The 25,369-nt window shown below is 32.9% G+C and carries 26 protein-coding genes; 16 read left to right on the forward strand and 10 right to left on the reverse strand.

The window, feature by feature from the left end:
- The 3 genes from IDG66_RS08470 to IDG66_RS08480 form a co-directional block, all read left to right on the forward strand.
- The coding region (locus IDG66_RS08470; RefSeq protein ID WP_179328766.1) for a lysophospholipid acyltransferase family protein at positions 1-534 on the forward strand (534 nt) is incomplete at its 5' end.
- Between the two features lie 127 nt (positions 535-661).
- Positions 662-2,128: an N-acetylglucosamine-specific PTS transporter subunit IIBC gene (gene nagE / locus IDG66_RS08475; protein ID WP_000276362.1), complete on the forward strand. Its 1,467-nt coding sequence runs from the start codon at positions 662-664 to the stop codon at positions 2,126-2,128.
- Positions 2,129-2,234: 106 nt separating this feature from the next.
- Positions 2,235-3,365, forward strand: a complete 1,131-nt coding sequence (locus tag IDG66_RS08480; protein ID WP_000721707.1) for an HAD family hydrolase — start codon at positions 2,235-2,237, stop codon at positions 3,363-3,365.
- On the opposite strand, the gene IDG66_RS08485 is transcribed toward IDG66_RS08480, so the two are convergent.
- The 4 genes from IDG66_RS08485 to IDG66_RS08500 all read right to left on the reverse strand — a co-directional run bounded on the left by IDG66_RS08485 (position 3,326) and on the right by IDG66_RS08500 (position 6,826).
- A complete protein-coding gene (locus IDG66_RS08485; protein WP_031789489.1) occupies positions 3,326-3,421 on the reverse strand; it encodes a hypothetical protein in 96 nt (31 codons plus the stop codon). The two genes, IDG66_RS08480 and IDG66_RS08485, sit on opposite strands and share 40 nt — an antisense overlap.
- A 93-nt stretch (positions 3,422-3,514) precedes the next feature.
- Complete coding sequence (gene serA / locus IDG66_RS08490) at positions 3,515-5,119, reverse strand: phosphoglycerate dehydrogenase (RefSeq protein ID WP_000808850.1); 1,605 nt, start codon at positions 5,117-5,119, stop codon at positions 3,515-3,517.
- Complete coding sequence (locus tag IDG66_RS08495) at positions 5,106-6,266, reverse strand: pyridoxal-phosphate-dependent aminotransferase family protein (RefSeq protein ID WP_000291417.1); 1,161 nt, start codon at positions 6,264-6,266, stop codon at positions 5,106-5,108. Before IDG66_RS08495 ends, serA begins: the two co-directional genes overlap by 14 nt.
- A 113-nt stretch (positions 6,267-6,379) precedes the next feature.
- Positions 6,380-6,826 (reverse strand): OsmC family protein, encoded by a 447-nt coding sequence (locus IDG66_RS08500; protein WP_000553929.1) that lies wholly within the window; start codon positions 6,824-6,826, stop codon positions 6,380-6,382.
- Positions 6,827-6,905: 79 nt separating this feature from the next.
- On the opposite strand from IDG66_RS08500, the gene IDG66_RS08505 reads away from it, so the two are divergent.
- Positions 6,906-7,649, forward strand: a complete 744-nt coding sequence (locus tag IDG66_RS08505) for a glycerophosphodiester phosphodiesterase (RefSeq protein WP_000174285.1) — start codon at positions 6,906-6,908, stop codon at positions 7,647-7,649.
- A gap of 215 nt (positions 7,650-7,864) precedes the next feature.
- On the opposite strand, the gene rpsD is transcribed toward IDG66_RS08505, so the two are convergent.
- Both rpsD and IDG66_RS08515 read right to left on the reverse strand, forming a co-directional pair.
- The gene (gene rpsD / locus IDG66_RS08510; RefSeq protein WP_000090512.1) at positions 7,865-8,467 is read right to left on the reverse strand and encodes a 30S ribosomal protein S4; all 603 of its coding nucleotides are present in this window, start codon (positions 8,465-8,467) and stop codon (positions 7,865-7,867) included.
- Between the two features lie 243 nt (positions 8,468-8,710).
- Positions 8,711-9,175, reverse strand: coding sequence for a GAF domain-containing protein (locus IDG66_RS08515; protein WP_000207848.1), 465 nt, complete (start codon positions 9,173-9,175; stop codon positions 8,711-8,713).
- 136 nt (positions 9,176-9,311) lie between these two features.
- Between IDG66_RS08515 and ezrA the strand changes: the two genes are divergently transcribed.
- The gene (gene ezrA / locus IDG66_RS08520) at positions 9,312-11,006 is read left to right on the forward strand and encodes a septation ring formation regulator EzrA (RefSeq protein ID WP_000244865.1); all 1,695 of its coding nucleotides are present in this window, start codon (positions 9,312-9,314) and stop codon (positions 11,004-11,006) included.
- A 73-nt stretch (positions 11,007-11,079) separates the two neighbouring features.
- On the opposite strand, the gene IDG66_RS08525 is transcribed toward ezrA, so the two are convergent.
- Positions 11,080-11,220, reverse strand: a complete 141-nt coding sequence (locus IDG66_RS08525; protein WP_001789981.1) for a hypothetical protein — start codon at positions 11,218-11,220, stop codon at positions 11,080-11,082.
- A 148-nt stretch (positions 11,221-11,368) separates the two neighbouring features.
- On the opposite strand from IDG66_RS08525, the gene IDG66_RS08530 reads away from it, so the two are divergent.
- From IDG66_RS08530 to IDG66_RS08555, 6 genes are all read left to right on the forward strand, one after another.
- A complete protein-coding gene (locus tag IDG66_RS08530; RefSeq protein ID WP_072419834.1) occupies positions 11,369-12,517 on the forward strand; it encodes a cysteine desulfurase family protein in 1,149 nt (382 codons plus the stop codon).
- Positions 12,517-13,740 carry a tRNA uracil 4-sulfurtransferase ThiI gene (gene thiI / locus IDG66_RS08535; RefSeq protein WP_000872657.1) on the forward strand — a complete coding sequence of 408 codons (1,224 nt, stop codon included), beginning with the start codon at positions 12,517-12,519 and terminating at the stop codon, positions 13,738-13,740. Before IDG66_RS08530 ends, thiI begins: the two co-directional genes overlap by 1 nt.
- Before the next feature lie 43 nt (positions 13,741-13,783).
- Positions 13,784-14,554, forward strand: a complete 771-nt coding sequence (locus IDG66_RS08540; protein ID WP_000365324.1) for a sulfite exporter TauE/SafE family protein — start codon at positions 13,784-13,786, stop codon at positions 14,552-14,554.
- A gap of 97 nt (positions 14,555-14,651) precedes the next feature.
- Positions 14,652-15,146 (forward strand): thiol peroxidase, encoded by a 495-nt coding sequence (gene tpx, locus IDG66_RS08545; protein ID WP_000136253.1) that lies wholly within the window; start codon positions 14,652-14,654, stop codon positions 15,144-15,146.
- Between the two features lie 122 nt (positions 15,147-15,268).
- Positions 15,269-16,216, forward strand: a complete 948-nt coding sequence (locus IDG66_RS08550) for a class I SAM-dependent methyltransferase (protein ID WP_000840574.1) — start codon at positions 15,269-15,271, stop codon at positions 16,214-16,216.
- An 87-nt stretch (positions 16,217-16,303) separates the two neighbouring features.
- Complete coding sequence (locus IDG66_RS08555; protein WP_000040069.1) at positions 16,304-17,506, forward strand: acetate kinase; 1,203 nt, start codon at positions 16,304-16,306, stop codon at positions 17,504-17,506.
- A 245-nt stretch (positions 17,507-17,751) separates the two neighbouring features.
- On the opposite strand, the gene IDG66_RS08560 is transcribed toward IDG66_RS08555, so the two are convergent.
- Positions 17,752-18,252 carry a universal stress protein gene (locus IDG66_RS08560; protein WP_000634175.1) on the reverse strand — a complete coding sequence of 167 codons (501 nt, stop codon included), beginning with the start codon at positions 18,250-18,252 and terminating at the stop codon, positions 17,752-17,754.
- A gap of 140 nt (positions 18,253-18,392) precedes the next feature.
- On the opposite strand from IDG66_RS08560, the gene ald reads away from it, so the two are divergent.
- Positions 18,393-19,511: an alanine dehydrogenase gene (ald, locus tag IDG66_RS08565; RefSeq protein WP_000689998.1), complete on the forward strand. Its 1,119-nt coding sequence runs from the start codon at positions 18,393-18,395 to the stop codon at positions 19,509-19,511.
- A gap of 123 nt (positions 19,512-19,634) precedes the next feature.
- On the forward strand, positions 19,635-19,733 hold the full coding sequence (locus tag IDG66_RS08570; RefSeq protein ID WP_001789984.1) for a hypothetical protein: 99 nt from the start codon (positions 19,635-19,637) through the stop codon (positions 19,731-19,733).
- A 93-nt stretch (positions 19,734-19,826) separates the two neighbouring features.
- Here the strand turns inward: IDG66_RS08570 and IDG66_RS08575 are convergent, their stop codons facing one another.
- Positions 19,827-20,882 carry a M24 family metallopeptidase gene (locus IDG66_RS08575; RefSeq protein WP_000161666.1) on the reverse strand — a complete coding sequence of 352 codons (1,056 nt, stop codon included), beginning with the start codon at positions 20,880-20,882 and terminating at the stop codon, positions 19,827-19,829.
- Positions 20,883-21,056: 174 nt separating this feature from the next.
- On the opposite strand from IDG66_RS08575, the gene IDG66_RS08580 reads away from it, so the two are divergent.
- Entirely contained in the window at positions 21,057-21,746 is a 690-nt protein-coding gene (locus IDG66_RS08580) for a metal-dependent hydrolase (RefSeq protein ID WP_000777188.1), read from the forward strand.
- Between the two features lie 304 nt (positions 21,747-22,050).
- Here the strand turns inward: IDG66_RS08580 and IDG66_RS08585 are convergent, their stop codons facing one another.
- The gene (locus IDG66_RS08585; RefSeq protein ID WP_000277602.1) at positions 22,051-22,464 is read right to left on the reverse strand and encodes a universal stress protein; all 414 of its coding nucleotides are present in this window, start codon (positions 22,462-22,464) and stop codon (positions 22,051-22,053) included.
- Positions 22,465-22,668: 204 nt separating this feature from the next.
- Here IDG66_RS08585 and IDG66_RS08590 point away from each other — a divergent pair, with 204 nt between their 5' ends.
- Together IDG66_RS08590 and pde2 are read left to right on the forward strand one after the other, a co-directional pair.
- Positions 22,669-23,967, forward strand: a complete 1,299-nt coding sequence (locus IDG66_RS08590) for a CBS domain-containing protein (RefSeq protein ID WP_000160435.1) — start codon at positions 22,669-22,671, stop codon at positions 23,965-23,967.
- 453 nt (positions 23,968-24,420) lie between these two features.
- Complete coding sequence (gene pde2, locus IDG66_RS08595; RefSeq protein WP_000626074.1) at positions 24,421-25,362, forward strand: pApA hydrolase Pde2; 942 nt, start codon at positions 24,421-24,423, stop codon at positions 25,360-25,362.
- Positions 25,363-25,369: the final 7 nt, after the last annotated feature.

Genomic DNA, 25,369 nt, shown 5'->3' on the forward strand with positions numbered 1-25,369 from the left:
CCTAAGGATAGTAAATATGTCGTAACTTGTACGCATGAAAGTTATAACGAAGTCATTATGCTAGGTATGGCATTATATCCTAATCAAATTCATTATATGGCTAAAAAAGAATTATTCAAAAATAAATGGATTGGTAAATTTTTAACGTCTTTAAATGCATTTCCTGTAGATCGTGAAAATCCAGGACCTAGTACTTTAAAACGCCCAATCAATTTGTTGAAAGATAATAAGACAGTTGGTATCTTCCCAACAGGTTCTCGCACATCGCAAGAAGGTGCACCTTTGAAACGTGGTGCTTCAACAATTGCAATGTTAAGTAAGTCACCAATATTACCTGTTGCTTATGTTGGTCCTACTAAGATTCACGGTCTTTTAACAGGACAAGCATACATAAATATTGGTAAACCAATCGATATTAACGATTTACCTAAAGATTTAAAACGAAACGAGCGTATCGATTATATTACAAAAGAGATTGAAACACGAACAGCAAAGTTACAACAAGAATTGCATGAAATTGTAAAAAGTTTATAAAATAACTTGAGGTAGAAATATAGCTGGTTAGTAAGCCTAGGTGACTATAACGGAGTATCGAAGTAGTTATTCTAGTTACATTAGTAATCTTTATATTTCTACCTTATTTTAAGAAGGATGACATTCAATGTATAAATTTTTCCAAAATTTAGGGCGTTCGTTAATGTTACCAGTTGCCATTTTACCGGCTGCAGCAATTATTGCCGGAATTGGTAATACGTTAAATGCACTTCATGCGACGCCGAAAATCGCAATGTTCTTTACTACGGTAGGTACTACGATTTTAGAGCAATTAGGTATTTTATTTGCAATTGGTGTAGCTATAGGAATGGCAAAGAAAAATGATGGTGCAGTCGCGCTTGCAGCTACGTTAGGATATTTTTTAGTTACAGTTGTATTATCACCAATGAAATTAGCGCCTTTATTAGGAATGAAAGCTTCGGAAATAAATTCAGCTTTTGAAAAGATGAATAATGGCAATGTCTTTGTTGGTATTGTAATAGGTTTAATAGCAGCTTATGCATACAATAAGTTTAGTGAAATAGAATTACCATTAGCATTATCATTTTTTAGTGGTAAACGTCTAGTTCCAATTATGACTGCATTTTACTGTACATTTTTAGTTGTCATATTGTTATTCTTATGGCCACTACTTTATTCATGGATTGTAAAATTTGGTGAATCTATAGTTGGTTTAGGATCGTTTGGTGCTTTCATATATGGTGTTGCTAACAGACTATTAATTCCTACAGGATTACATCATGCACTGAATAGTGTGTTCTGGTTTGATACGATTGGTATTAATGATATTGGTAAATTCCAAAGTGGCAAAGATGCTATAAAAGGTATTACAGGACGCTATCAAGCGGGATTCTTCCCAATCATGATGTTCGGTATTCCAGCGGCTGCGTTAGCAATGTATCATACAGCTAAAACGACTCAGAAAAAACAAGTTTACGGTTGGTTCCTAGCGAGTTCAGTTGCAGCATTTTTCGTTGGTGTTACAGAGCCGATTGAGTTTGCATTTATGTTTGTTGCGCCAATCTTATATGTTGTTCATGCGTTATTAACAGGATTATCTTTATTTATCGCAGCTACATTCCATTGGACAGCTGGATTTTCATTTAGTGCAGGTTTGATAGATTATGTGTTATCACTAATTAATCCGGTATCAAATCATCCATTGATGTTGCTTGTTCAAGGTGTTGTATTTTTCATCTTATACTATGTGATTTTCCGTGTAGTAATCCAAGTATTTAACTTGAATACGATTGGTAGAGGTGAAAATGAATTAGTTGATCCAACAGTTGTAAAAGATAATATTGCTCCTGGTGAAAATGATATTAAACAAAGTAAATATCATCAACATGCTATACAAATATTAGAAGGTTTAGGTGGTCAAGAGAATATTGTTAATTTAACTAATTGTGCAACAAGGTTGCGTCTAGAGTTAAAAGACACATCTATTATTGATCAACAGAAGATTAAAAACGCCGGTGCAGTTGGTGTTACTGTTAATGGTAAACATTCAACTCAAGTTATTGTCGGTACACACGTACAGCAGGTTGCTGATGAAATTGAAAAACATTTATAAAATTTAAACAGCTAAAGCGCAAATCCAACTTCAATAGGGTTTGCGCTTTTTTTAGTCAAATAGTAGAATGATTTATATCTGAATTTTCAGAAATGGAGTGGGGATTGTGAAGAAAATTTTATTTGATGTTGATGGCGTTTTTTTAAGTGAAGAACGTTGTTTCGATGTCTCTGCATTAACGGTATATGAATTATTAATGGATAAGTGTTATTTAGGTCTTCATTCACATATAGATTGGGAAACTTTGACTGATAACGATATACAAGACATTAGGAATCGAATTTTTCAAAAAGATAAGATTTTAAACAAATTAAAATCGCTAGGGCTAAATTCAAATTGGGATATGTTATTTATCGTTTTTAGTATTCATTTAATTGATATTTTGAAAAAGTTATCACATGATGAAATTGAGGCATTCATGTATCAAGATGAGCCTGTCGAATTGAAGTTGCAAAATATAAGCACAAACTTAGCAGACTGTTTTAATTTAAATGAACAACTACCTTTACAATTTTTGGATAATGTAAAAGTTGGTAAAAATAATATTTATGCTGCTTTGGAAGAGTTTGCAACAACAGAGTTACATGTTTCGGATGCTACTTTATTTAGTTTGAAGGGTGCATTATGGACGTTAGCGCAAGAAGTTTATCAAGAATGGTATTTAGGATCGAAGTTGTATGAAGATGTTGAAAAGAAAATAGCACGAACTACTTTTAAGACAGGTTATATTTATCAAGAAATTATTTTGAGACCAGTAGATGAAGTTAAGGTACTTCTGAATGATTTAAAAGGTGCTGGTTTCGAATTAGGTATTGCAACAGGTCGTCCTTATACTGAGACTGTTGTGCCATTTGAAAATTTAGGATTGTTACCATATTTTGAAGCTGATTTTATTGCAACAGCAAGTGATGTTTTAGAAGCAGAGAATATGTATCCGCAAGCACGACCATTAGGAAAGCCGAATCCTTTTAGTTATATCGCAGCTTTATATGGTAATAATCGCGATAAATATGAATCTTATATCAATAAGCAAGATAACATTGTAAATAAAGATGACGTATTTATAGTAGGCGATTCGTTAGCTGACTTATTAAGTGCTCAAAAAATAGGTGCAACGTTTATTGGAACATTAACAGGTTTAAAAGGTAAGGATGCTGCAGGTGAGTTAGAAGCGCATCATGCCGACTATGTTATTAATCATTTAGGTGAACTTAGAGGTGTACTAGATAATTTGTAATTTGATTGTTGTTTGACAGCACAACTTGAAGTGAATGATTGAACCAAAGGTTTCATATTGAGTTACAATGAAATTAATAATGAAAAAATGCCAAGAAGCAATGGAAGTAATCCAATGTCTTCTTGGCATTTTGAATTTACATAAATTGTTTATGACTGTACCGTCAATTCAGTTGTGAAAATTTGATTGTATTCACCAACTTGTTTAAGTTCATCAATTATATTGTTTGAAACAGGTTGATCAACGGATAAAATCATTAGCGCATCTCCGCCCGCTTCAGTTCTACCTAAAGTCATAGATGCAATGTTGATATTGTATTTACCTAACAATGCGCCAGTTTTTCCTACCATACCTGGAGTATCATTATGATATGACACAATTTGATATTGATTTGGCTTTAAGTCTACAGAAAAATTATTAATTCTAACAATTCTTGGACCGAAACCTGTAAAGACAGAAGCGCCAACTTTAACGGAATCGCTATCGTTTGATAGTTCTACCTCTAAGTAGTTACTAAAACCTGTCTCTGCTTTATTATTTTCAATATTTAATGTCACTTGTTGTTGATTTAACAACATTAGAGCATTGATAATATTGACTTCAGGACCAAGATCATCTTTTAAAATATGAGTAATAATTGTACGTGTTAATAAACTACTATCAATAGAGGCTAAGTCGCCACCGTACGTAATTTTAATAGAGCTTGGTGCATTGTACATTAATTGAATAGCTAATTCACCAACTGTTTGGCTTAAATTGATGAATGATTTTACAGTATCATCTATATTGCTTAAGTCCATTTTAGGTGCATTCACTGCATGCGTTACAGTACCATCAATTAAAATTTCGATGATTTCATTTGAAACAGAAATTGCCACTTTTTCTTGAGCTTCGACTGTTGAAGCACCCAAATGAGGTGTAACAATAATTTTATCATGTGCAACAAGAGGCGAGTCAGTTGCAGGTTCATGTTCAAACACATCGATAGCTGCCCGACTAATTTGTCCTTCGTCTAATGCTTTTATTAGCGCCTTTTCATCAATAATACCACCACGTGCCACATTGATTATTTGCAAACTAGGTTTTGCTTTGGCAAAAAAGTCAGCATTAATTAAGCCTTTTGTTTTAGGTGTTAGTGGTGTATGTAATGTAACGAAATCAGAATGTTGGGCAATCTCATCAACTGTTGCCTTCGTAATGCTTAAAGATTTTGCTTTTTCATCCGTTAAGTAAGGGTCAAAAGCTAGTATTTTCATTCCGAAACTTTGCGCACGTTTAGCAACACCTAAACCAATTCTACCAGCACCAATGACACCTAATGTTTTATGATAAAGCTCAGTACCTTTAAATGCATTTCGATTCCATTCTTTATTTGTAAGTGATTGGTGTGCTTGCGGAATATTTCGTGCCATTGATAATAACATTGCCAGTGTATGTTCAGTAGCTGAAATCGTATTACCATCTGGGGCATTAATAACTAAAATACCTTTTAATGTTGCAGCATTAATATTAATATTATCTACACCAACACCGGCGCGTGCGATTACTTTTAAAGAATCAGCAGCATTTATGATATTTTCAGTAACCGTAGTTTGACTACGAACGATTAAAGCATGGTATGAAGGTATAATTTTGATTAATGCTTCTTCGGACAAGCCAGTTTGAATATCTACATTGAATTGTTCGTGATCTAATAATGCTTTGATACCATCTTTTGATATGGGATCTGCAACGAGTACATTAAATTGCTTCATGAATAACCTCCATATATTTTGATATACCTTTACCGATATAGTTAACTTTACGGTGTTCAGTTAAAATAATTTCTAAAGCAGATACTACCGATAAAATATCGAAAGGACTAATTTTCCCCATATGACCAATTCTTAAAATTTGACCTTTAAGATGGCCTTGACCACCAGCAATTGTTATTTTAAACCGATTTTTAAGTTCATCTTTGATTATTTTCACTTCATCATTTGTATTAGGTTTGAATGCTGTAACCGTTGGAGATGCATCTTTATCATTGACTAATAAAGTTAAATCTAATGCTTTTAAGGCGCTTCTTAATGCATTTCTAATTGCATAGTGTCGTGCTATTACGTGATTGAAACCTTCTGCTTTTACGGTTTCAACGTATGCATTTACACCTCTAAATAAAGACACATTTGGTGTGAACGGTGTAGAATTGTCAGCTTGTGACGAAATGTATTTATTTAAGTCTAGATAAAATTTTGGCGTAGTTACTTCTTTGAAACGTTCTTTTGCACGGTGGCTATAAGCTACAAAAGCTAATCCTGGAGGTAACATAATTGCTTTTTGACTACCAGAAACAAGTACATCAATTTTATCTTTGTTAATGTCAACATCAACAGCACCAATGCAACTTACGCCGTCAACTACAAAATAAATATTACTATTAAATTGATTGATGGCATTTCCTAACTCGTGAATAGGGTGTAGCACTGTCGTAGATGTTTCGCAATATTGACTAAATACTGCTTTCACTTCAACATTTAAAGTTGAAAGGAAATTGATGAAATCTTTGACATCTACAGCTTCTCCCCATGTTACGTCATAAATATGCACATTTTTGTAATAAGTTTGTGCAATTTGTTTAAATCGGTTACCAAAGGCACCTGAAACAATGACAACGAAGTGATCTTCAGGGTTTACAATGTTCAACATACTAGCCTCCAAGACGCTTGTACCGCTAGATGTTAAAATAAGTACATCATTTTGACTCCCAAATATTGGCTTTAGACCTTGAAATGCTTGTTGTGCGATGTCTTCAAAATCTTTAGAACGATGACCAACCATAGGTGCTTGAATTTCTCTCATAATGGCATCAGGTACAGGGGTTGGGCCAGGTGTTAATAACAACGGTTGATGATAATACATTTATATGCCTCCTATAAATAAGATTTCACTATTTTAGCAAATTTTCTGAAAATTTAAAAGCCTAAAAAAGTGATAACGCTATATTGTCGAACAAACGTTATCACTTAAAGATTTTATTTGGCCTGAATGATGGGATAAATTTTTATGTCCACATTATTTCTTACAGCATTTGAAATCATGCAATTATTATCTGCAATTGTTATCAATTTTGGTAATCGCTTTTCTAATTGTGCTATTTGATCACTTGGAATTTGAATTTGAGGATGGTGCACAATTTTTGACATACTGAATTTTCCGTTATTTAAACAAGCTGTTCCAATCGATTGTTGTTCAATTGAAATATCTGTGAACTTTGCACGTTCAAGAGTAGCTGCTAATGAGATGATATAACATGATGAAGCGGCTGATACTAACAATTCATCGGGATTTGTTCCTAAACCAACACCACCTAAGGAAGCAGGTATAGAAATATTCTCTGAAAGTATGTCGCCTTGAACGTTTCCGACATTGTTACGACCACCTTGCCAAGAAGTTTGGACTTTAAAGTCATGTTGATGCAATTGCTTTAACCTCCAATATAATTGTGATAGTTTAATTTTAGAATAGTTTATCAAAGTTTAACAGAAAGGTGACTTATCAATGACTCTGAATAAACTGAAAGATGAATTACAAATTGTTTCGCACCGTGGATTGCCGAGTGATTTTCCTGAAAATACAATGGTCGGTTATCGAGAGGTAATGGGGCTCAATGTTGCTATGTTAGAAATAGATGTTCATTTGACCAAAGACCAACATTTTGTTGTGATACATGATGAAACAATTGATAGAACATCGGATGGTAAGGGGCGTATTTCTGATTACACATTATCGCAATTAAAATCATTTGATTTTGGTAGTTATAAAGATGTTGCTTTTAAGGGAGAACGAATACCCACGTTAGATGAAGTACTTTCATTATGCTTAAAGTATGATAAAAAGCTATTGATTGAATTGAAAAGTCCGAATTTATATCCAGAAATAGAATGTAAATTGCTGGCATTTTTGGAAGAAAAGAAAGTCGATGCGACACAAGTAGTTATACAATCTTTTGATATCGAATGCATCGAAAAGTTAAACACATTGGGCAGTATATATGAATTAGGTGTGCTTTGTAGTAAACGTAATTATTGGTATAAAAAGCCAAACTTTTCAAGAATTGCTCAAATTGCTAGTTATGTTAATCCTAATTATGCATTAGTGACCAGAAAATTTGTTGATAAAGCACATCATCATCAATTACAGGTTATGCCATACACAGTTAATAAATTGAAAACTGGAGAAAAATTAAGACAAATGGGTGTAGATGGATTAATTACAGATAATCCGAAATTATTTATTAAGTGAGACGATGAATGGTAATTTGATAGAGGGATGAGGATTCGTATATCGCAATTGATAATTTTAAAAACTAATGATGAAATACTAAAGATAATTAAACAAATAAGACTTGTAAATTCTAAGTTGATTGTAAAATAGGGTAGCTCCATATAATTTTGAATCTATCATTTTTAAATTAATAAAAAAAACACCCACAATTGTGGGTGTTTGTATTGAACGTATTATCTTGAGTAGTACTCAACGATTAATTGTTCGTTAATTTCAGCAGGTAATTCGCTACGTTCTGGTAAACGTACGAAAGTACCAGTTAAGCTGTCAGCATCAAAGTTTAAGTACTCAGGTACGAAATTGTTGATTTCAACTGATTCAACGATGATGTTTAATTTTTGAGATTTTTCACGAACTGAAATTGTTTGACCAGGTTTAACAGAATAAGATGGAATATCAACACGTTTACCATCTACTAAGATATGACCGTGGTTAACTAATTGACGTGCTTGACGACGAGTACGAGCTAAACCTAATGAATAAACAACAGCGTCTAAACGACTTGCTAATAAGATCATGAAGTTTTCACCGTGTACACCGAATTTTTTACCAGCGATGTCAAATGTGTTACGGAATTGTCTTTCAGTCATTCCATATAAGTAACGTAATTTTTGTTTTTCACGTAATTGTAAACCATATTCTGATAATTTTTTACGTTGGTTTGGACCATGTTGTCCTGGTGCGTAAGGACGTTTTTCTAATTCTTTACCAGTACCGCTTAAAGAGATACCTAAACGACGAGATTTTTTCCAGTTTGAACCTCTGAATCGAGCCATAATAAGACTCCTCCTTTAATTCTTTTTTGTTGTTATGAATAAACAAAAAAGAGTGTTGCATGCTTACTAAGATATATTGTTTTATGTGTCTTCACCTTATAGCGACAGTTACGTGACACGTCCGCATTGGGAACAACATAGCGCTCAATAATATACAACTGCTACTTTCGTTAATTCACACAAAGATTATTGTAACATTTTCCTGCTAACTGTCAACACTTTATTGAAAATGCTGATGACCTTTTATGCGAGTTGCTTTTCAATAATTTTAACAATTGCTTCAAGATGTTCTTTGTCATTGTCATCAAATCGATCAGTTATAGGGGCATCGATATCTAAGACGCCGATAATTTTATCATCTTTGAAAATTGGAACGACAATCTCAGACTTACTATTAGCATCACAAGCGATATGTCCTTCGAATTGATGGACATCAGCTACAACTTGTGTACGACGTTCTGAAACGGCTGTACCACATACACCTTTTCCAATTGGAATGTGGACACAAGCGGGGTGTCCTTGGAAAGGTCCAAGTATAAGTTCATTTTGTTCCAATAAGTAAAAGCCGACCCAATTAATTTGATCTAGATTATCATTTAATAAGGCAGACATGTTACTTAAAATAGCAATCATATGATGTTCATCTTCAATAAGGCTTGCTGCTTGTTTCTTTAATAATGTGTAGTTTGTTGGGTTAATTGTTGTCATATTTAAAACCTCTTATTTTTATAGATTTTATAATAGTATAGAATTTCGAAAATATTATGGCAATAAATTCATTTTATAATTTATCCTTAAGCAAAATTACGTTATAATAGTAATGATAAATTAGGAGGAGAAGCATATGGTGTTATATATCATTTTGGCAATAATTGTGATTATATTGATTGCTGTAGGTGTATTATTCTATTTACGTTCAAATAAACGACAAATTATTGAAAAAGCAATCGAACGTAAAAATGAAATTGAGACGTTACCTTTTGATCAAAACCTTGCACAATTATCTAAGTTGAATTTAAAAGGTGAAACAAAAACGAAATACGATGCAATGAAAAAGGACAACGTAGAAAGTACAAATAAGTATCTAGCTCCTGTGGAAGAAAAAATCCATAATGCTGAGGCTTTATTAGATAAATTTAGTTTCAACGCATCTCAAAGTGAAATTGATGATGCAAATGAGTTGATGGATAGTTACGAACAAAGCTATCAGCAACAATTAGAAGATGTAAATGAAATTATTGCGTTATACAAAGATAATGATGAATTATATGACAAATGTAAGGTTGATTATCGTGAAATGAAACGTGATGTTTTAGCAAATCGTCATCAATTTGGTGAGGCAGCAAGTCTACTTGAAACTGAAATTGAAAAGTTTGAGCCAAGGTTAGAGCAATATGAAGTACTAAAAGCTGATGGTAATTATGTACAAGCGCACAACCATATAGCTGCCTTGAATGAACAAATGAAACAGCTAAGATCTTATATGGAAGAAATACCAGAATTAATTAGAGAAACTCAAAAAGAATTACCTGGTCAATTCCAAGATTTAAAATATGGTTGCCGTGATCTTAAAGTTGAAGGGTATGATCTGGATCACGTAAAAGTAGACAGTACATTACAAAGCTTAAAAACAGAGCTTAGTTTCGTTGAACCATTAATTAGCCGCTTAGAATTAGAAGAAGCTAATGATAAACTAGCTAATATCAATGATAAGTTAGATGACATGTATGATTTAATTGAACATGAAGTTAAAGCTAAAAATGATGTCGAAGAAACAAAAGATATCATTACGGATAACTTATTCAAAGCTAAAGACATGAATTATACATTGCAAACAGAAATTGAATATGTACGTGAAAACTACTATATAAATGAATCTGATGCTCAAAGTGTTCGTCAATTTGAAAATGAAATTCAAAGTTTAATTTCTGTATATGATGATATTTTAAAAGAAATGTCTAAATCTGCTGTGCGATATAGCGAGGTTCAGGATAATTTACAATATTTAGAAGATCATGTCACAGTTATTAATGACAAACAAGAAAAGCTACAAAATCATCTGATTCAATTGCGTGAAGATGAAGCAGAAGCAGAAGACAATCTGCTACGAGTCCAATCGAAGAAAGAAGAAGTGTATCGTCGATTACTTGCTTCTAACTTAACAAGCGTTCCTGAAAGGTTTATCATCATGAAAAATGAAATTGATCATGAAGTTCGTGATGTTAACGAACAATTTAGTGAACGTCCAATACACGTTAAACAGTTAAAAGATAAAGTGTCTAAAATTGTGATTCAAATGAATACATTTGAAGATGAAGCAAATGATGTTCTTGTTAATGCTGTTTATGCAGAGAAATTAATTCAATATGGAAATAGATATCGTAAGGACTATAGCAATGTTGATAAGAGCTTAAATGAAGCTGAACGATTATTTAAAAATAATCGCTATAAGCGTGCGATTGAAATTGCAGAGCAAGCTCTTGAAAGTGTTGAGCCAGGTGTTACTAAACATATTGAAGAAGAAGTTATTAAGCAATAGAAACTAGTATGTAGTTATACTTAAATAATATGAGCACTCTGTCAAATTGGACTGATGAGTTTAATAATTGAAGTTAGCCAACGATACGTTGTCTAGCTTCTTTTTTATATGGATAAATGAAAGGGACAATAAATATAAATAGCAATTGTTTAAAGATAAACGTAATCAAATGTGTTGTTTTAATTAATATAAGTAGTGAAAAAAGCATAATCACACAGCTGTTTAAATAGAGTGAAATAGTCTAATTTTTATTTAATAAGTAGAAATAAGATTATTTTGCGCTATAACCTTTATTTTTTGTCGGATAATAGTATAATGCTTGAGTAAAACAATTTTAACGATTGATGATTAATGAAAGAGAAGTGTTTATTTTGATATATCTAGATAATGCGGCAACGACGAAAGCATTTGAAGAAGTGTTAGATACTTATTTAAAAGTAAATCAATCAATGTATTATAATCCGAATAGTCCGCATAAAGCTGGTTTGCAGGCAAATCAATTACTACAACAAGCAAAAGCCCAAATTAATGCAATGATTAATTCAAAAACAAATTATGATGTTGTATTCACTAGTGGTGCAACTGAATCCAATAATCTTGCTTTAAAAGGTATTGCCTATCGTAAATTTGATACAGCGAAGGAAATAATTACATCCGTGTTAGAGCATCCGTCCGTATTAGAGGTTGTAAGATATTTGGAAGCACACGAAGGATTTAAAGTTAAATATGTTGATGTAAAGAAAGATGGCAGTATTAACTTAGAACACTTCAAAGAATTAATGTCAGACAAAGTCGGTTTAGTAACATGTATGTATGTAAATAATGTAACTGGACAAATACAGCCTATTCCACAAATGGCTAAAGTTATAAAAAATTATCCTAAGGCACATTTTCATGTAGATGCGGTTCAAGCATTCGGCAAAATTTCAATGGATCTCAATAACATAGATAGTATTAGTTTAAGTGGACACAAGTTTAATGGTTTAAAAGGCCAAGGCGTCTTACTTGTAAATCACATTCAAAATGTTGAACCAACTGTCCATGGTGGTGGTCAAGAATATGGCGTTAGAAGTGGAACAGTTAATTTGCCAAATGATATTGCAATGGTTAAAGCGATGAAGATAGCTAATGAAAACTTTGAAGCATTGAATGCATTTGTTACTGTGTTAAATAATGACGTCCGTCAATTTTTAAATAAATATCATGGAGTTTATATTAATTCTTCAACTTCTGGTTCACCATTCGTTTTAAATATTAGTTTTCCTGGCGTAAAAGGTGAAGTATTAGTTAATGCTTTTTCAAAATATGACATTATGATATCTACGACGAGTGCTTGTTCATCTAAACGTAATAAATTAAATGAAGTATTGGCTGCAATGGGATTATCAGACAAATCTATTGAAGGTAGTATAAGATTATCATTTGGGGCTACTACAACTAAAGAAGATATAGCAAGGTTTAAAGAAATATTTATCATCATTTATGAGGAAATTAAGGAGTTGCTAAAATAATGAAGTATGATCACTTGCTTGTTAGATACGGGGAGTTAACATTAAAGGGTTCAAATAGAAAAAAATTTGTAAATCAATTAAGAAATAATGTAAATAAGTCATTAAAAGGACTTGATGGGTTTGTCGTTAAAGGCAAACGAGATCGTATGTATATTGAACTTGAAGACCATGCAGATATAAATGAAATAACATATCGATTATCAAAAATTTTCGGTATTAAATCTATTAGTCCAGTATTAAAAGTAGAAAAAACAATAGAGGCAATGAGTGCAGCGGCAATTAAATTTGCGCAGCAATTTGAAGAAAACAGCACATTTAAAATTGATGTGAAGCGTGCCGATAAAAATTTCCCAATGGATACGTATGAATTACAGCGTGAATTGGGTGGTGCAATATTGAAGCACTTCGACAATATTTCAGTGAATGTCAAACGTCCAGATCATGAAATTCGAGTGGAAGTTAGATTAGATGCAATTTATATGTATGAAGAAGTTGTTCCGGGTTCAGGTGGATTACCAGTTGGTACTGGTGGTAAGACGTTACTAATGCTTTCAGGCGGTATAGACTCACCAGTTGCTGGGATGGAAGTGATGAGACGTGGCGTAACAATTGAAGCGATTCATTTCCATAGTCCACCATTTACAAGTGATCAAGCAAAAGAAAAAGTTATTGAATTGACACGTATTTTAGCTGAACGTGTTGGACCAATTAAATTGCATATTGTACCATTTACAGAATTGCAAAAACAGGTAAATAAAGTTGTACATCCAAGATATACAATGACTTCAACGAGACGTATGATGATGCGTGTTGCTGATAAATTAGTACATCAAATAGGGGCTTTAGCTATTGTAAATGGTGAAAACCTAGGGCAGGTAGCCAGTCAAACACTTCATAGCATGTATGCAATTAATAATGTAACTTCTACTCCTGTATTACGTCCTTTATTAACTTACGATAAAGAAGAAATTATTATTAAATCGAAAGAAATTGGTACATTTGAAACATCTATTCAACCATTTGAAGATTGTTGTACAATTTTCACCCCTAAAAATCCAGTAACCGAACCAAACTTTGATAAGGTAGTTCAATATGAAAGCGTCTTTGATTTTGAAGAGATGATTAATCGTGCTGTTGAAAATATTGAAACACTTGAAATAACTAGTGATTATAAAACTATTAAAGAACAGCAAACAAACCAATTAATAAATGACTTTTTATAAATAAAATCCTAGAGTAAATTTAAACATAAGGGGATGTTAAACTATGGATTTGAACTTAACGATGATTATAATCATAATTTTATTTGGTTTTATCGCGGCGTTTATAGATTCGGTTGTAGGGGGTGGCGGTTTAATTTCTACGCCAGCATTATTAGCAATCGGTCTACCACCATCTGTGGCTTTAGGTACAAATAAATTGGCAAGTTCATTTGGTTCTTTAACTAGTACGATAAAGTTTATAAGGTCCGGTAAAGTGGACTTATATGTTGTTGCCAAATTATTTGGTTTTGTATTTTTGGCATCTGCATGTGGCGCATATATTGCAACGATGGTTCCGTCACAAATATTGAAACCTTTAATCATTATTGCACTTTCGTCGGTGTTTATATTCACATTACTTAAAAAAGATTGGGGCAATACACGTACGTTTACTCAATTTACATTTAAGAAAGCCATACTATTTGCAGCACTTTTTATATTAATCGGCTTTTATGATGGATTTGTAGGTGGGGGAACAGGTTCATTTATGCTTTTTGTATTGTTAGTCTTTGGTTTTGATTTTTTAAGTGCAGCAGGAAATGCTAAAGTTTTGAACTTTGCTTCTAATATAGGTGCGCTTGTATTATTTATGGTATTAGGACAAGTAGATTATGTAATAGGTTTAATAATGGCTACAAGCATGATTGCTGGGTCATATACTGGGGCACATTTTGCTATCAAACAAGGTGTTGGCTATGTAAAAGTATTATTTATTATTATTACTGCTATTTTAATTTTAAAAAATGCTTTTGATTATATTCAACAATTTGTATAAAATTAAATTTGCTTTTGATTAAAGCATGAAAATTGTAATCAAACCATAAATTGTCGTATGATGTAGTTAGAATTTTAAAATGCAGGAGGTCAAGTATATGACTGAAATAACATTCAAAGGTGGACCAATCCACTTAAAAGGTCAACAAATTAATGAAGGTGATTTTGCACCTGATTTTACAGTGTTAGATAATGACTTAAATCAAGTAACATTAGCAGATTATGCTGGTAAAAAGAAATTAATTAGTGTGGTACCATCAATTGATACAGGTGTTTGTGATCAGCAGACTCGCAAATTCAACTCTGATGCTTCTAAAGAAGAGGGGATTGTGCTTACAATTTCAGCAGACTTACCATTCGCACAAAAAAGATGGTGCGCTTCAGCAGGTTTAGACAATGTCATTACATTAAGTGACCACCGTGACTTATCATTTGGTGAAAACTATGGCGTTGTTATGGAAGAACTTCGCTTATTAGCTCGTGCAGTATTTGTATTAGATGCAGATAATAAAGTTGTTTATAAAGAAATCGTTAGTGAAGGTACTGATTTCCCAGATTTTGATGCTGCTTTAGCTGCATACAAAAATATTTAATCATTAAAGAGATAAATCTTAAAATGTATACATCGTGTCCATCGTTGTCAACAGCATTAAAATAGAATTGTTTTCTATGATTGCTAAGACCTATGGGCACTTTTTATTGGAGAGGGACGAATATGGCAGAACAACAAACAATTATGGAACGCTTGTTTCATACATTAGATGAAAAAGCTAAAACATTAAATAATGAAAATGGCCAAAGTTTTATTGAAAATCTTGGGCTAGCAATGGAACAAGTATATACCAATGAAAGAGGATTGTTAGAACAATCGACGTTACAAGATCGACGTAAAGCATTCCAATTTGCATATTTAAGTTTAATGCAGGAAGAAAAGATACAAGCAAATCATCAAATTACACCAGATTCAATTGGATTGATACTAGGATTTTTAGTTGAGCGTTTTATGAACAACCAAGAAGAATTACATATTGTTGATATTGCAAGTGGTGCCGGTCATTTAAGTGCTACTGTAAAAGAAGTGTTACCTGAAATTGCGGTTATGCATCATTTAATTGAAGTTGATCCAGTTTTATCACGTGTTAGTGTACATTTAGCAAACTTCTTAGAAATTCCTTTCGATGTGTATCCTCAAGATGCCATCATGCCACTACCATTAGAAGAAGCAGATATCGTTATTGGTGATTTTCCAGTAGGCTATTATCCAATTGATGAAAGAAGTAAGGAGTTTAAGCTAGGTTTTGAAGAAGGACATAGTTATTCACATTATTTATTAATAGAACAAGCAATAAATGCATTAAAAGATGCTGGATATGCCTTTCTAGTGGTACCAAGTAATATTTTTACAGGTGAACATGTAAAACAGCTTGAAAAATATATTGCAACAGAGACAGAGATGCAAGCATTTTTAAATTTACCACCAACTTTATTTAAAAATGAAAAAGCGCGAAAATCTATATTAATTTTACAAAAGAAAAAATCGGGTGAAACAAAGCCAGTTGAAGTATTATTGGCAAATATTCCTGATTTCAAAATTCCTTCACAATTTCAAGGATTTATGACAGAGTTAAATCAGTGGATGGACACAAATCGTCCTAAAAAATAATCTGTAATAGTATAGTCATAAAACTGTATGAATGATAAAATGAAAAATGAAATAGTATAAAAAGCAAACGATGGAGGATCATTACTTATGTCAAAATTAATCTTGGCTATCAATGCTGGTAGTTCATCATTAAAATTTCAATTAATTAGAATGCCTGAAGAGGAATTAGTAACAAAAGGTTTAGTAGAAAGAATCGGATTGAAGGATTCAATTTTTACAATTGAAGTCAACGGGGAAAAAGTTAAAACAGTACAAGATATCAAGGATCACGTTGAGGCAGTTGATATCATGTTGGATGCTTTTAAAGCGCACAATATTATTAATGATATTAACGATATCGATGGAACAGGTCACCGTGTTGTACATGGTGGTGAAAAATTCCCTGAATCAGTAGCTATTACTGATGAGGTTGAAAAGGAAATTGAAGAATTAAGCGAATTAGCACCGCTTCACAACCCAGCTAACTTGATGGGTATTCGTGCTTTCCGTAAATTATTACCAAATATCCCTCATGTGGCAATTTTTGATACAGCATTCCATCAAACAATGCCTGAAAAAGCATATCTATATAGCTTGCCATATCATTATTATAAAGATTATGGCATTCGTAAGTATGGTTTCCATGGTACAAGCCATAAATTTGTATCACAAAGAGCGGCAGAAATGTTAGATAAGCCAATTGAAGATTTACGTATTATTTCATGTCACATTGGTAATGGAGCATCAATTGCAGCTATCGATGGCGGTAAATCTATTGATACATCAATGGGCTTCACACCACTTGCTGGTGTAACAATGGGTACTCGTTCTGGTAATATTGACCCTGCTTTAATTCCATTTATTATGGAAAAAACAGGTAAAACTGCTGAACAAGTATTGGAAATCTTAAACAAAGAATCAGGTTTATTAGGATTATCAGGTACATCTAGTGATTTACGTGACTTATCAGAAGAAGCTGAATCAGGTAAAGCACGTTCACAAATGGCTTTAGATGTATTTGCTTCTAAAATTCACAAATATATTGGATCATATGCTGCGAGAATGCATGGTGTTGATGTTATCGTATTTACAGCAGGTATCGGTGAAAACTCAGTAGAAATTCGTGCGAAAGTTCTTGAAGGCTTAGAATTTATGGGTGTTTACTGGGATCCTAAGAAAAATGAAAACTTACTACGTGGTAAAGAAGGATTTATTAACTATCCTCATTCACCAGTTAAAGTTGTCGTTATTCCAACAGATGAAGAAAGTATGATTGCCCGTGATGTTATGACATTCGGTGGTTTAAAATAATTTTTAAATAAATATTAAGCGTCTATCTCCGCTACAATTATATGTAGGAGGTAGACGCTTTTTGTATTGTTTGAAAATTAACTAGTGTAATGTCTCTTTTCACGAATATCTTAAAGAATTAAGTAGTCGAAGAAGATTATGAAAACATTATTAAGTGAGTTTTATTTATAAACAATAAAAAACCAAGTGCAGAAAGTTGCACTTGGTTCATAATGATCAAGTAGTTATCTAATGATCATCTATATTTAATTTTGATATTTTTCACGTAATTGAGTTGTTGCAACTTGTGGTTGGAAGTCTGCTGGTAACTCTTCAGTACGAACAACTAACACGTCACATGGCGCATGACGAACGATAGATTCTGATACAGAACCAACAATAAATCTTTCCACGGCATTTAAGCCTGATGTACCACTCATAATCAAGTCTGCATTAATTTCATGTGCAAGCTTTTTAGGAATGATAGATTTAGGAGAGCCAAACTCTAGACGCGTTTCTACATCTTTAACACCAGCGTTAGTAGCTACTTCTTTATAACCATTTAATAATTCTTCTGCAAAATGCTTAGATTTTTCAGTAAATTGAGCATCATAAACTTCATAAGAAGAATACGTTCTTGAATCAATTACATTCACAATTGTTAACTTCGCATCGTTACGTTTAGCAACACCAACTGCTCTGTTAAATGCCCATTCCGCTTCATGTGAACCGTCAACTGCGATTAAAATATTTTTGTAAGTAATCATAGTAAGTGCCTCCTTGTTCTTTCTTAATTATATTTTACCACAATTTTCGGAAAAGTCAGTGTAATAACCTTTACAATTTTGTGGATTTTTGATTGCGCTTTCAAAATGTTCGCGTTAAGATGATTATGGAGGTGGATGGTATGAAAATTGGTATACCAAGGGAGATTAAAAATAATGAAAATCGTGTTGGTTTATCACCAAGTGGTGTGCACGCTTTAGTAGAAAGTGGGCATACTGTTTTAGTGGAAACAAATGCGGGTTCAGGATCATTCTTTGAAGATGTAGATTACAAAGAAGCAGGTGCTGAGATTGTTGCTGAACAAGCAAAAGTTTGGGATGTGGATATGGTTATTAAAGTTAAAGAACCACTTGAATCTGAATATCCATATTTTAAAGAAGGGCTTGTATTATTCACTTATCTTCATTTAGCAAATGAAGAAAAATTAACACAAGCTTTGATAGATAGAAAAGTAATTAGTATTGCATATGAGACTGTGCAGTTACCAGACCGATCTTTACCATTGTTATCACCAATGAGTGAGGTAGCAGGAAGAATGTCAGCTCAAGTTGGCGCAGAGTTCCTACAAAAACTTAATGGTGGTATGGGAATTCTACTAGGTGGTGTCCCAGGAGTACCTAAGGGTAAAGTAACTATTATCGGTGGTGGTCAAGCAGGAACAAATGCAGCTAAAATTGCACTAGGACTAGGTGCAGATGTTACGATTTTAGATGTTAATCCAAAGCGTTTACAACAATTAGATGATTTATTCGGTGGACGTGTACATACAATTATGTCAAATCCGTTGAATATTGAGTTGTATGTTAAACAAAGTGATTTAGTAATAGGTGCAGTTTTAATTCCAGGTGCTAAAGCGCCAAGACTTGTAACAGAAGACATGATTAAACAAATGAAAAATGGGTCAGTTATTATTGACATTGCTATTGATCAAGGCGGTATTTTTGAAACAACTGATAAAATTACGACACATGATGATCCTACATATATTAAGCATGGTGTGGTTCATTATGCAGTTGCAAATATGCCAGGTGCAGTACCGCGTACTTCGACGTTAGCTTTAAATAATGCTACGCTACCTTATGCGCTCATGCTAGCTAATAAAGGGTATAGAGAAGCATTTAAATCAAATCAACCATTATCATTAGGTTTAAATACTTACAAAGGTCACGTAACCAATAAAGGCGTTGCAGAGGCATTTGAAATGGAATATAAATCTGTAGAAGAAGCATTACAATTATAATTTGAATTTGATGAAAAGGGAATGGATTACAGCGTACTAAAGAATGACGTTATCATCTCCTTGGTTATTAAAATTAAATAATGATAAATTAAAGCTAGAAACAATGCGAAGAAATCATCGAACATGAATGATATTGATTTGATTCATTACATGTTACTGATGAACATACCTGCATATGTGTTTCTAGCTTGTTTGTTACATATTGCATTTAGACTTGGATAAAAATTTATGTCTTAGGCGCTACAATGTTATATTGGCAGTGTTTGACTGAATGAGAATGCGCTTGTAACAAGCTTTTCATTTTTATCCCACTCCTTATTTTTCGTAATGTGTTAATACTTCATATCCTTCATTAGTGACAAGTATGTCATCTTCAATTCTTACACCTGCAACACCAGGTACATAAATACCTGGTTCGATTGTAATAACCATGCCAGCTTCTAACAAATTAGAATTAGTACTTGAAACATCTTGATATTCATGTTCTTGTAATCCTAGGCCATGACCTAAGCGATGAGGGAAATATTCACCATAACCTTTTTCTGAAATAATATTTCTAGCGATATGATCGATATCTTTTAATGGTATTCCAGGTTTAATTGCTTGGATTGCAGATGTTTCTGCTTCTAATACAATATTATAAATTTCTTGTGCTTCTTTGCTAGGTTCACCAAATTTAATAGTACGTGTCATATCGCTACAATAATGCTCATAAATTACACCTAAATCAAATAGTACATATTCATTGCTTTTTAATCTGCGATCTCCTGGTGTGCCATGAGGTGATGCGGCATGATCTCCAAATAAAACCATCGTATCAAAACTCATTTCATTGACGCCATATTGTTTGATAGTTTGCTCAATATGGTTGACTACTTCACGTTCAGTCACACCTTCTTTTAAATAAGAAACACCTATTTCGATACACTTATCTGCTAACTCAGCAGCTTTACGTATTTTGCTAATTTCATCTTCGGATTTAATATTTCTCAATTGTTTGATTGTTAAATCAACATCTCCGAATGAATTGACATTGAAACCAGAGATTAATTGTTTTTGGCGTGCTACTGTTAAGTGCTCGCTTTCAATTAGTAATTTATTGATTGTTTGAGGATAAAGTGAAAAAGGGTTTTCAGTGTCTAAATATCCAACGATTTCACCTGTGAAAGGTGATGCTTTGACTTCTTCGACTTCCATTTTTGGACAAAATAGTACTTGTTTACCATCTTTCTTAATCAATAATGCAAATAATCTTTCATGGGGTTCGCTACGGTATCCAGTAAAATAATATACATTCAACGGTGTTGTAATCCATGCTGCATCAGCTTGTTGATTGTTCAATTCGTCTATTATTTTTGATATTTTTGTCATTTTATAAACACTCCTCAACATAATATTACTTCCATTTTATGCCAATTATTATTAGATTTCAAAATCGAGCTAATACATTAACTAGATTTTCAATTTTTAAAATTTGAGAATTTGTTATAATTAAGTGGCAAAAGGGTACTAAATTTATATAGTAATTGATAGGAGGATGCTCAAATGAAGTTATCATTTCATGGTCAATCAACGATTTATTTAGAAGGGAACAACAAAAAGGTTATCGTAGATCCGTTTATTTCAAATAACCCTAAGTGTGATTTGAATATTGAAACAGTGCAGGTAGACTATATCGTTTTAACGCACGGTCATTTTGATCATTTTGGTGATGTTGTGGAACTAGCAAAGAAAACAGGAGCAACAGTAATTGGAAGTGCAGAAATGGCTGACTATCTTTCTTCATATCACGGTGTTGAAAATGTTCATGGTATGAATATTGGTGGTAAAGCAAACTTTGATTTCGGAAGCGTTAAATTTGTTCAAGCATTTCATAGTTCAAGTTTTACACATGAAAATGGTATTCCAGTTTATTTAGGTATGCCAATGGGTATCGTGTTTGAAGTTGAAGGAAAAACAATTTATCATACTGGTGATACAGGTCTGTTTAGTGACATGTCACTTATTGCGAAACGTCATCCAGTTGATGTATGTTTTGTACCAATTGGAGATAATTTTACGATGGGTATTGATGATGCAAGTTATGCTATTAATGAATTTATTAAACCAAAAATTTCTGTACCGATTCATTATGATACATTCCCATTAATCGAACAAGATCCACAACAATTTAAAGATGCTGTTAATGTAGGGGACGTGCAAATTTTAAAACCAGGTGAATCTGTTCAGTTTTAAATAGAATATAGATTTTACACTAAAAAACACCTCGCTAATCTATGTGGAAGTTATCGTCTGCATATTTTTAGTGGGTGTTTTTATATTCTACTGATTCAGTTACGACGTGGACGGGGGACATCAGTGGTTCTTTATCATTTCTGACCTACTCTCGTAATTTTAGTTTTATACAATTAGACATTGATTATAAATTTACTACGATATAAAAAATCCAGAACCACAGTCATAATCGTTTCTTGTATTTACTCAGTCGTTTGAGACTGCATCATGATTGAAAGATTATTTGTGATTCTGGATAAAAATTTTATTTAACGATTAATACAGGGATAGTCGCACGTTTTGCTACTTTGTGGCTGACACTTCCAAGTACAAATTTCTTTTTGTCTTCTGCTTTACGGTTACTTAAAACAACAATTTCGTATTTACCGCTATTAGCATGTTTTAATAGTTCTTCTTTTGCATTACCACGAACAATTATTTGGTCATAATCAATACCATAATCTTCTAAAGCTTTGCGTGTTTTTTCCAATCGCTTGCTTCGTTCTTCAGTAAGTTTGTTTAAATGAACACCTGCTTTAATTGATGCTTGAGCATCTTGTTCGCTGATTGCGTTTAAAACTGTTACGACTGTACCTTCGCCAGCTAATTTAGACACTTCTTTTAGTGCTTTTTCATTTTTTAACTGAGTGTCTACACCAAGTAATATATTTTTATACATTAGTACATCCCTCCTCACTTACATTCTAATAAATAATAATGGATTTTTCCATTTAAAATTAAAGATTTTGTGATCTTTGTGTTTGTTGTATATTTTCAAAAAATAAAATAGGTGAAACGATCATTATTTCATTTCACTTCAATGCTTTTTATCCAAAATAAAGTTATAATGTAGTTAATACTGTTCGAAAAGAAGAGGTAAAGAATGACAAAACATGAACAAATTTTAGATTATATTGAATCGTTATCTATAGGCTCTAAAATTTCGGTGCGTAAAATCGCTAAATTTTTAAACGTATCTGAAGGGACAGCATATCGTGCAATTAAAGATGCTGATAAAATGGGCATGGTCGCAACGATAGATCGTGTTGGTACGGTTCGAATCGAAAAACGTAATCGTAATGAAATTGAACATTTAACTTTTAATGAAATTGTCAATATTATTGATGGCCAAGTGTTAGGTGGCAATAAAGGTATCACTAAGATGGTATCTAAATTTGCAATTGGAGCAATGGAACTCAAAGATATTTTAAAATATATTGGTCCAAAGACATTATTGATTGTCGGAAATCGTGAAGATGTGCAGATTGAAGCTTTAAAAAGAGGTACGGCTATATTAATTACTGGTGGATTTAAGCCATCTAATAAAGTTATTAATTTTGCGAATGAACATGATTTACCTGTTCTATCATCAAGTTATGATACATTTCTAGTTGCAAATATTATCAACAAAGCACTTTTTAATCAGAAAATACGAAAAGATATCTTAATAGTTCAAGATATAATGACGCCATTAGATGATTTATCTGTGCTGTTTGATACGATGAAAATAGCAGATTATAAGCGTATGGCGAATCGAACTGGCCATACAAGATTTCCGGTAGTCAATGAGTCTTATAAATTAGTAGGTATTGTAACAAGTCGAGAGATGATTAATACAAAGGACGACGACGAAATAGATAAAGTGATGACGCGAAATCCTATTTATGTAAATGCTATGAGTACAGTAGCAAGTTGTGCGCATATGATGATTTGGGAAGGTATTGAATTGATTCCTGTCGTTTCGAGTAATAAAAAGACAGTGGGTGTGATTAATAGACAAGATGTTTTAAAGTCTATGCAACTTTTAGGAAGACAGCCTCAGATGGGTGAAACAATTAACGATCAAATCGCCAAATATATAACAATGAATCAAGATGGAATTACAGTAGAAGTTTCACCACTTTTAATCAATCATTACGGAACAGTAAGTAAAGCGGCATTTGTAAGTATTATAGAAGAAACAATACAATATGAAATGCGTAAATTTAAAAAAGGTAATGTCATGATAGAGAACTTAAATATCGTGTATATTAAAACAGTACCTATTGAATCACATATAACAGTGCGCTTTGGCATACTAGACGTCGGAAGAAACTTCGCCAAAATAGAAGTGAACATGCATAGTCAAAACGACAAAGTAGCGAGCGCTCTCGTGATATGCCAAATGTTTGACGAAGTATAGGAACTTAGCAGAGAAAATAGGCATAAGATAGATTTCGCACAAACGTTGGGGCCCAACTTGAACATTATAGTAAGCTGACATTACGTCAGCTTCTATGTTGGGGCCCACCCCAACTTGCATGGTCTGTAGAATTTCTTTTCGAAATTCTCTATGTTGGGGCCCCACCCCAACTTGCATTGTTTGTAGAAATTGGGGGTCCAATTTCTCTATGTTGTGGCCCCTGAATTAAATAAAGCTTGTTATTTGTGCATTTTTATTTGGTCAACTGTTGCTAGTATAATATTGCTTGATGTCCTATAATCGTTATGAACTAAATAGTATGAAAATATATATATCTAAATAATTAAAACGGGCAAATAGTTTAATATGGTAGTAACAATTTTTATAATTTAGATATTTTGATATAGACTAATGCTTAAATTAAGCAACTTTTCTAAAAAAGGGAGTATGAAAATGATTAGTACTTTGAATGAAATTATGAAATGTATCGAAGACAACGATACAATTATTATACACAGACATGTTAGACCAGATCCTGATGCATATGGTTCACAACTTGGTTTAAAATACTATATTCAGCAGAAATTTCCGCAAAAGCAAGTATTTGCAGTGGGTGAAGCGGAATCATCATTAAGTTTTATTGGAGAGTTAGATAACATTGATGATAAAACATATCAAGATGCGCTTGTAATTGTATGTGATACTGCCAATGCTCCACGAATTGACGATGAACGTTATAGTACAGGTCGTAAACTTATTAAAATAGATCATCATCCTGCAGTTGATCAGTATGGTGATATTAATTTAGTTAATACGAACGCGTCATCTACAAGTGAAATCATTTACGATTTAATCTCACATTTTAATGATGAAGCAATTGTTAATAAAGATATCGCGAGCGTTTTATATCTTGGTATCGTCGGTGATACTGGGCGATTCCTTTTTAACAATACCTCAGAACATACTATGGAAATTGCTGGAAAGTTAATTGGGCATGATATTGATCATAATGCGCTTTTAAATAAAATGATGGAGAAGGACCCAAAAATGTTGCCGTTTCAAGGTTATGTTTTACAACATTTCGAACTTATGGATGATGGATTCTGCCAAGTTAAAATAACTGAAGATGTATTGGAGCAATTCGGTATTCAGCCAAATGAAGCATCTCAGTTTGTTAATACAATTGCTGACATCAAAGGCTTGAAAATATGGGTATTTGCAGTCGATGAAGGTAATGAAATCAGATGTCGATTACGTTCTAAAGGGCAATTGATTATTAATGATATTGCGCAAGATTTTGGTGGCGGTGGTCATCCGAATGCGTCAGGAGTTTCAGTGGACAGCTGGGATGAATTTGAGCAACTTGCTACAGCTTTACGCACAAAACTTAACTAATAGAAAG

Origin of the sequence: Staphylococcus sp. EG-SA-18 (assembly GCF_017151825.1) — a bacterium.
GTDB classification, from domain to species: domain Bacteria; phylum Bacillota; class Bacilli; order Staphylococcales; family Staphylococcaceae; genus Staphylococcus; species Staphylococcus aureus.

Coding starts and splice junctions, on each gene's coding strand:
- nagE (WP_000276362.1), top strand. CDS start 662: ATGTATAAATTTTTCCAAAATTTAGGGCGTTCGTTAATGTTACCAGTT.
- IDG66_RS08485 (WP_031789489.1), bottom strand. CDS start 3,421: ATGAAACCTTTGGTTCAATCATTCACTTCAAGTTGTGCTGTCAAACAA.
- serA (WP_000808850.1), bottom strand. CDS start 5,119: ATGAAGCAATTTAATGTACTCGTTGCAGATCCCATATCAAAAGATGGT.
- IDG66_RS08495 (WP_000291417.1), bottom strand. CDS start 6,266: ATGTATTATCATCAACCGTTGTTATTAACACCTGGCCCAACCCCTGTA.
- IDG66_RS08505 (WP_000174285.1), top strand. CDS start 6,906: ATGACTCTGAATAAACTGAAAGATGAATTACAAATTGTTTCGCACCGT.
- rpsD (WP_000090512.1), bottom strand. CDS start 8,467: ATGGCTCGATTCAGAGGTTCAAACTGGAAAAAATCTCGTCGTTTAGGT.
- IDG66_RS08515 (WP_000207848.1), bottom strand. CDS start 9,175: ATGACAACAATTAACCCAACAAACTACACATTATTAAAGAAACAAGCA.
- ezrA (WP_000244865.1), top strand. CDS start 9,312: ATGGTGTTATATATCATTTTGGCAATAATTGTGATTATATTGATTGCT.
- thiI (WP_000872657.1), top strand. CDS start 12,517: ATGAAGTATGATCACTTGCTTGTTAGATACGGGGAGTTAACATTAAAG.
- IDG66_RS08540 (WP_000365324.1), top strand. CDS start 13,784: ATGGATTTGAACTTAACGATGATTATAATCATAATTTTATTTGGTTTT.
- tpx (WP_000136253.1), top strand. CDS start 14,652: ATGACTGAAATAACATTCAAAGGTGGACCAATCCACTTAAAAGGTCAA.
- IDG66_RS08550 (WP_000840574.1), top strand. CDS start 15,269: ATGGCAGAACAACAAACAATTATGGAACGCTTGTTTCATACATTAGAT.
- IDG66_RS08555 (WP_000040069.1), top strand. CDS start 16,304: ATGTCAAAATTAATCTTGGCTATCAATGCTGGTAGTTCATCATTAAAA.
- IDG66_RS08560 (WP_000634175.1), bottom strand. CDS start 18,252: ATGATTACTTACAAAAATATTTTAATCGCAGTTGACGGTTCACATGAA.
- ald (WP_000689998.1), top strand. CDS start 18,393: ATGAAAATTGGTATACCAAGGGAGATTAAAAATAATGAAAATCGTGTT.
- IDG66_RS08570 (WP_001789984.1), top strand. CDS start 19,635: ATGAATGATATTGATTTGATTCATTACATGTTACTGATGAACATACCT.
- IDG66_RS08575 (WP_000161666.1), bottom strand. CDS start 20,882: ATGACAAAAATATCAAAAATAATAGACGAATTGAACAATCAACAAGCT.
- IDG66_RS08580 (WP_000777188.1), top strand. CDS start 21,057: ATGAAGTTATCATTTCATGGTCAATCAACGATTTATTTAGAAGGGAAC.
- IDG66_RS08585 (WP_000277602.1), bottom strand. CDS start 22,464: ATGTATAAAAATATATTACTTGGTGTAGACACTCAGTTAAAAAATGAA.
- IDG66_RS08590 (WP_000160435.1), top strand. CDS start 22,669: ATGACAAAACATGAACAAATTTTAGATTATATTGAATCGTTATCTATA.
- pde2 (WP_000626074.1), top strand. CDS start 24,421: ATGATTAGTACTTTGAATGAAATTATGAAATGTATCGAAGACAACGAT.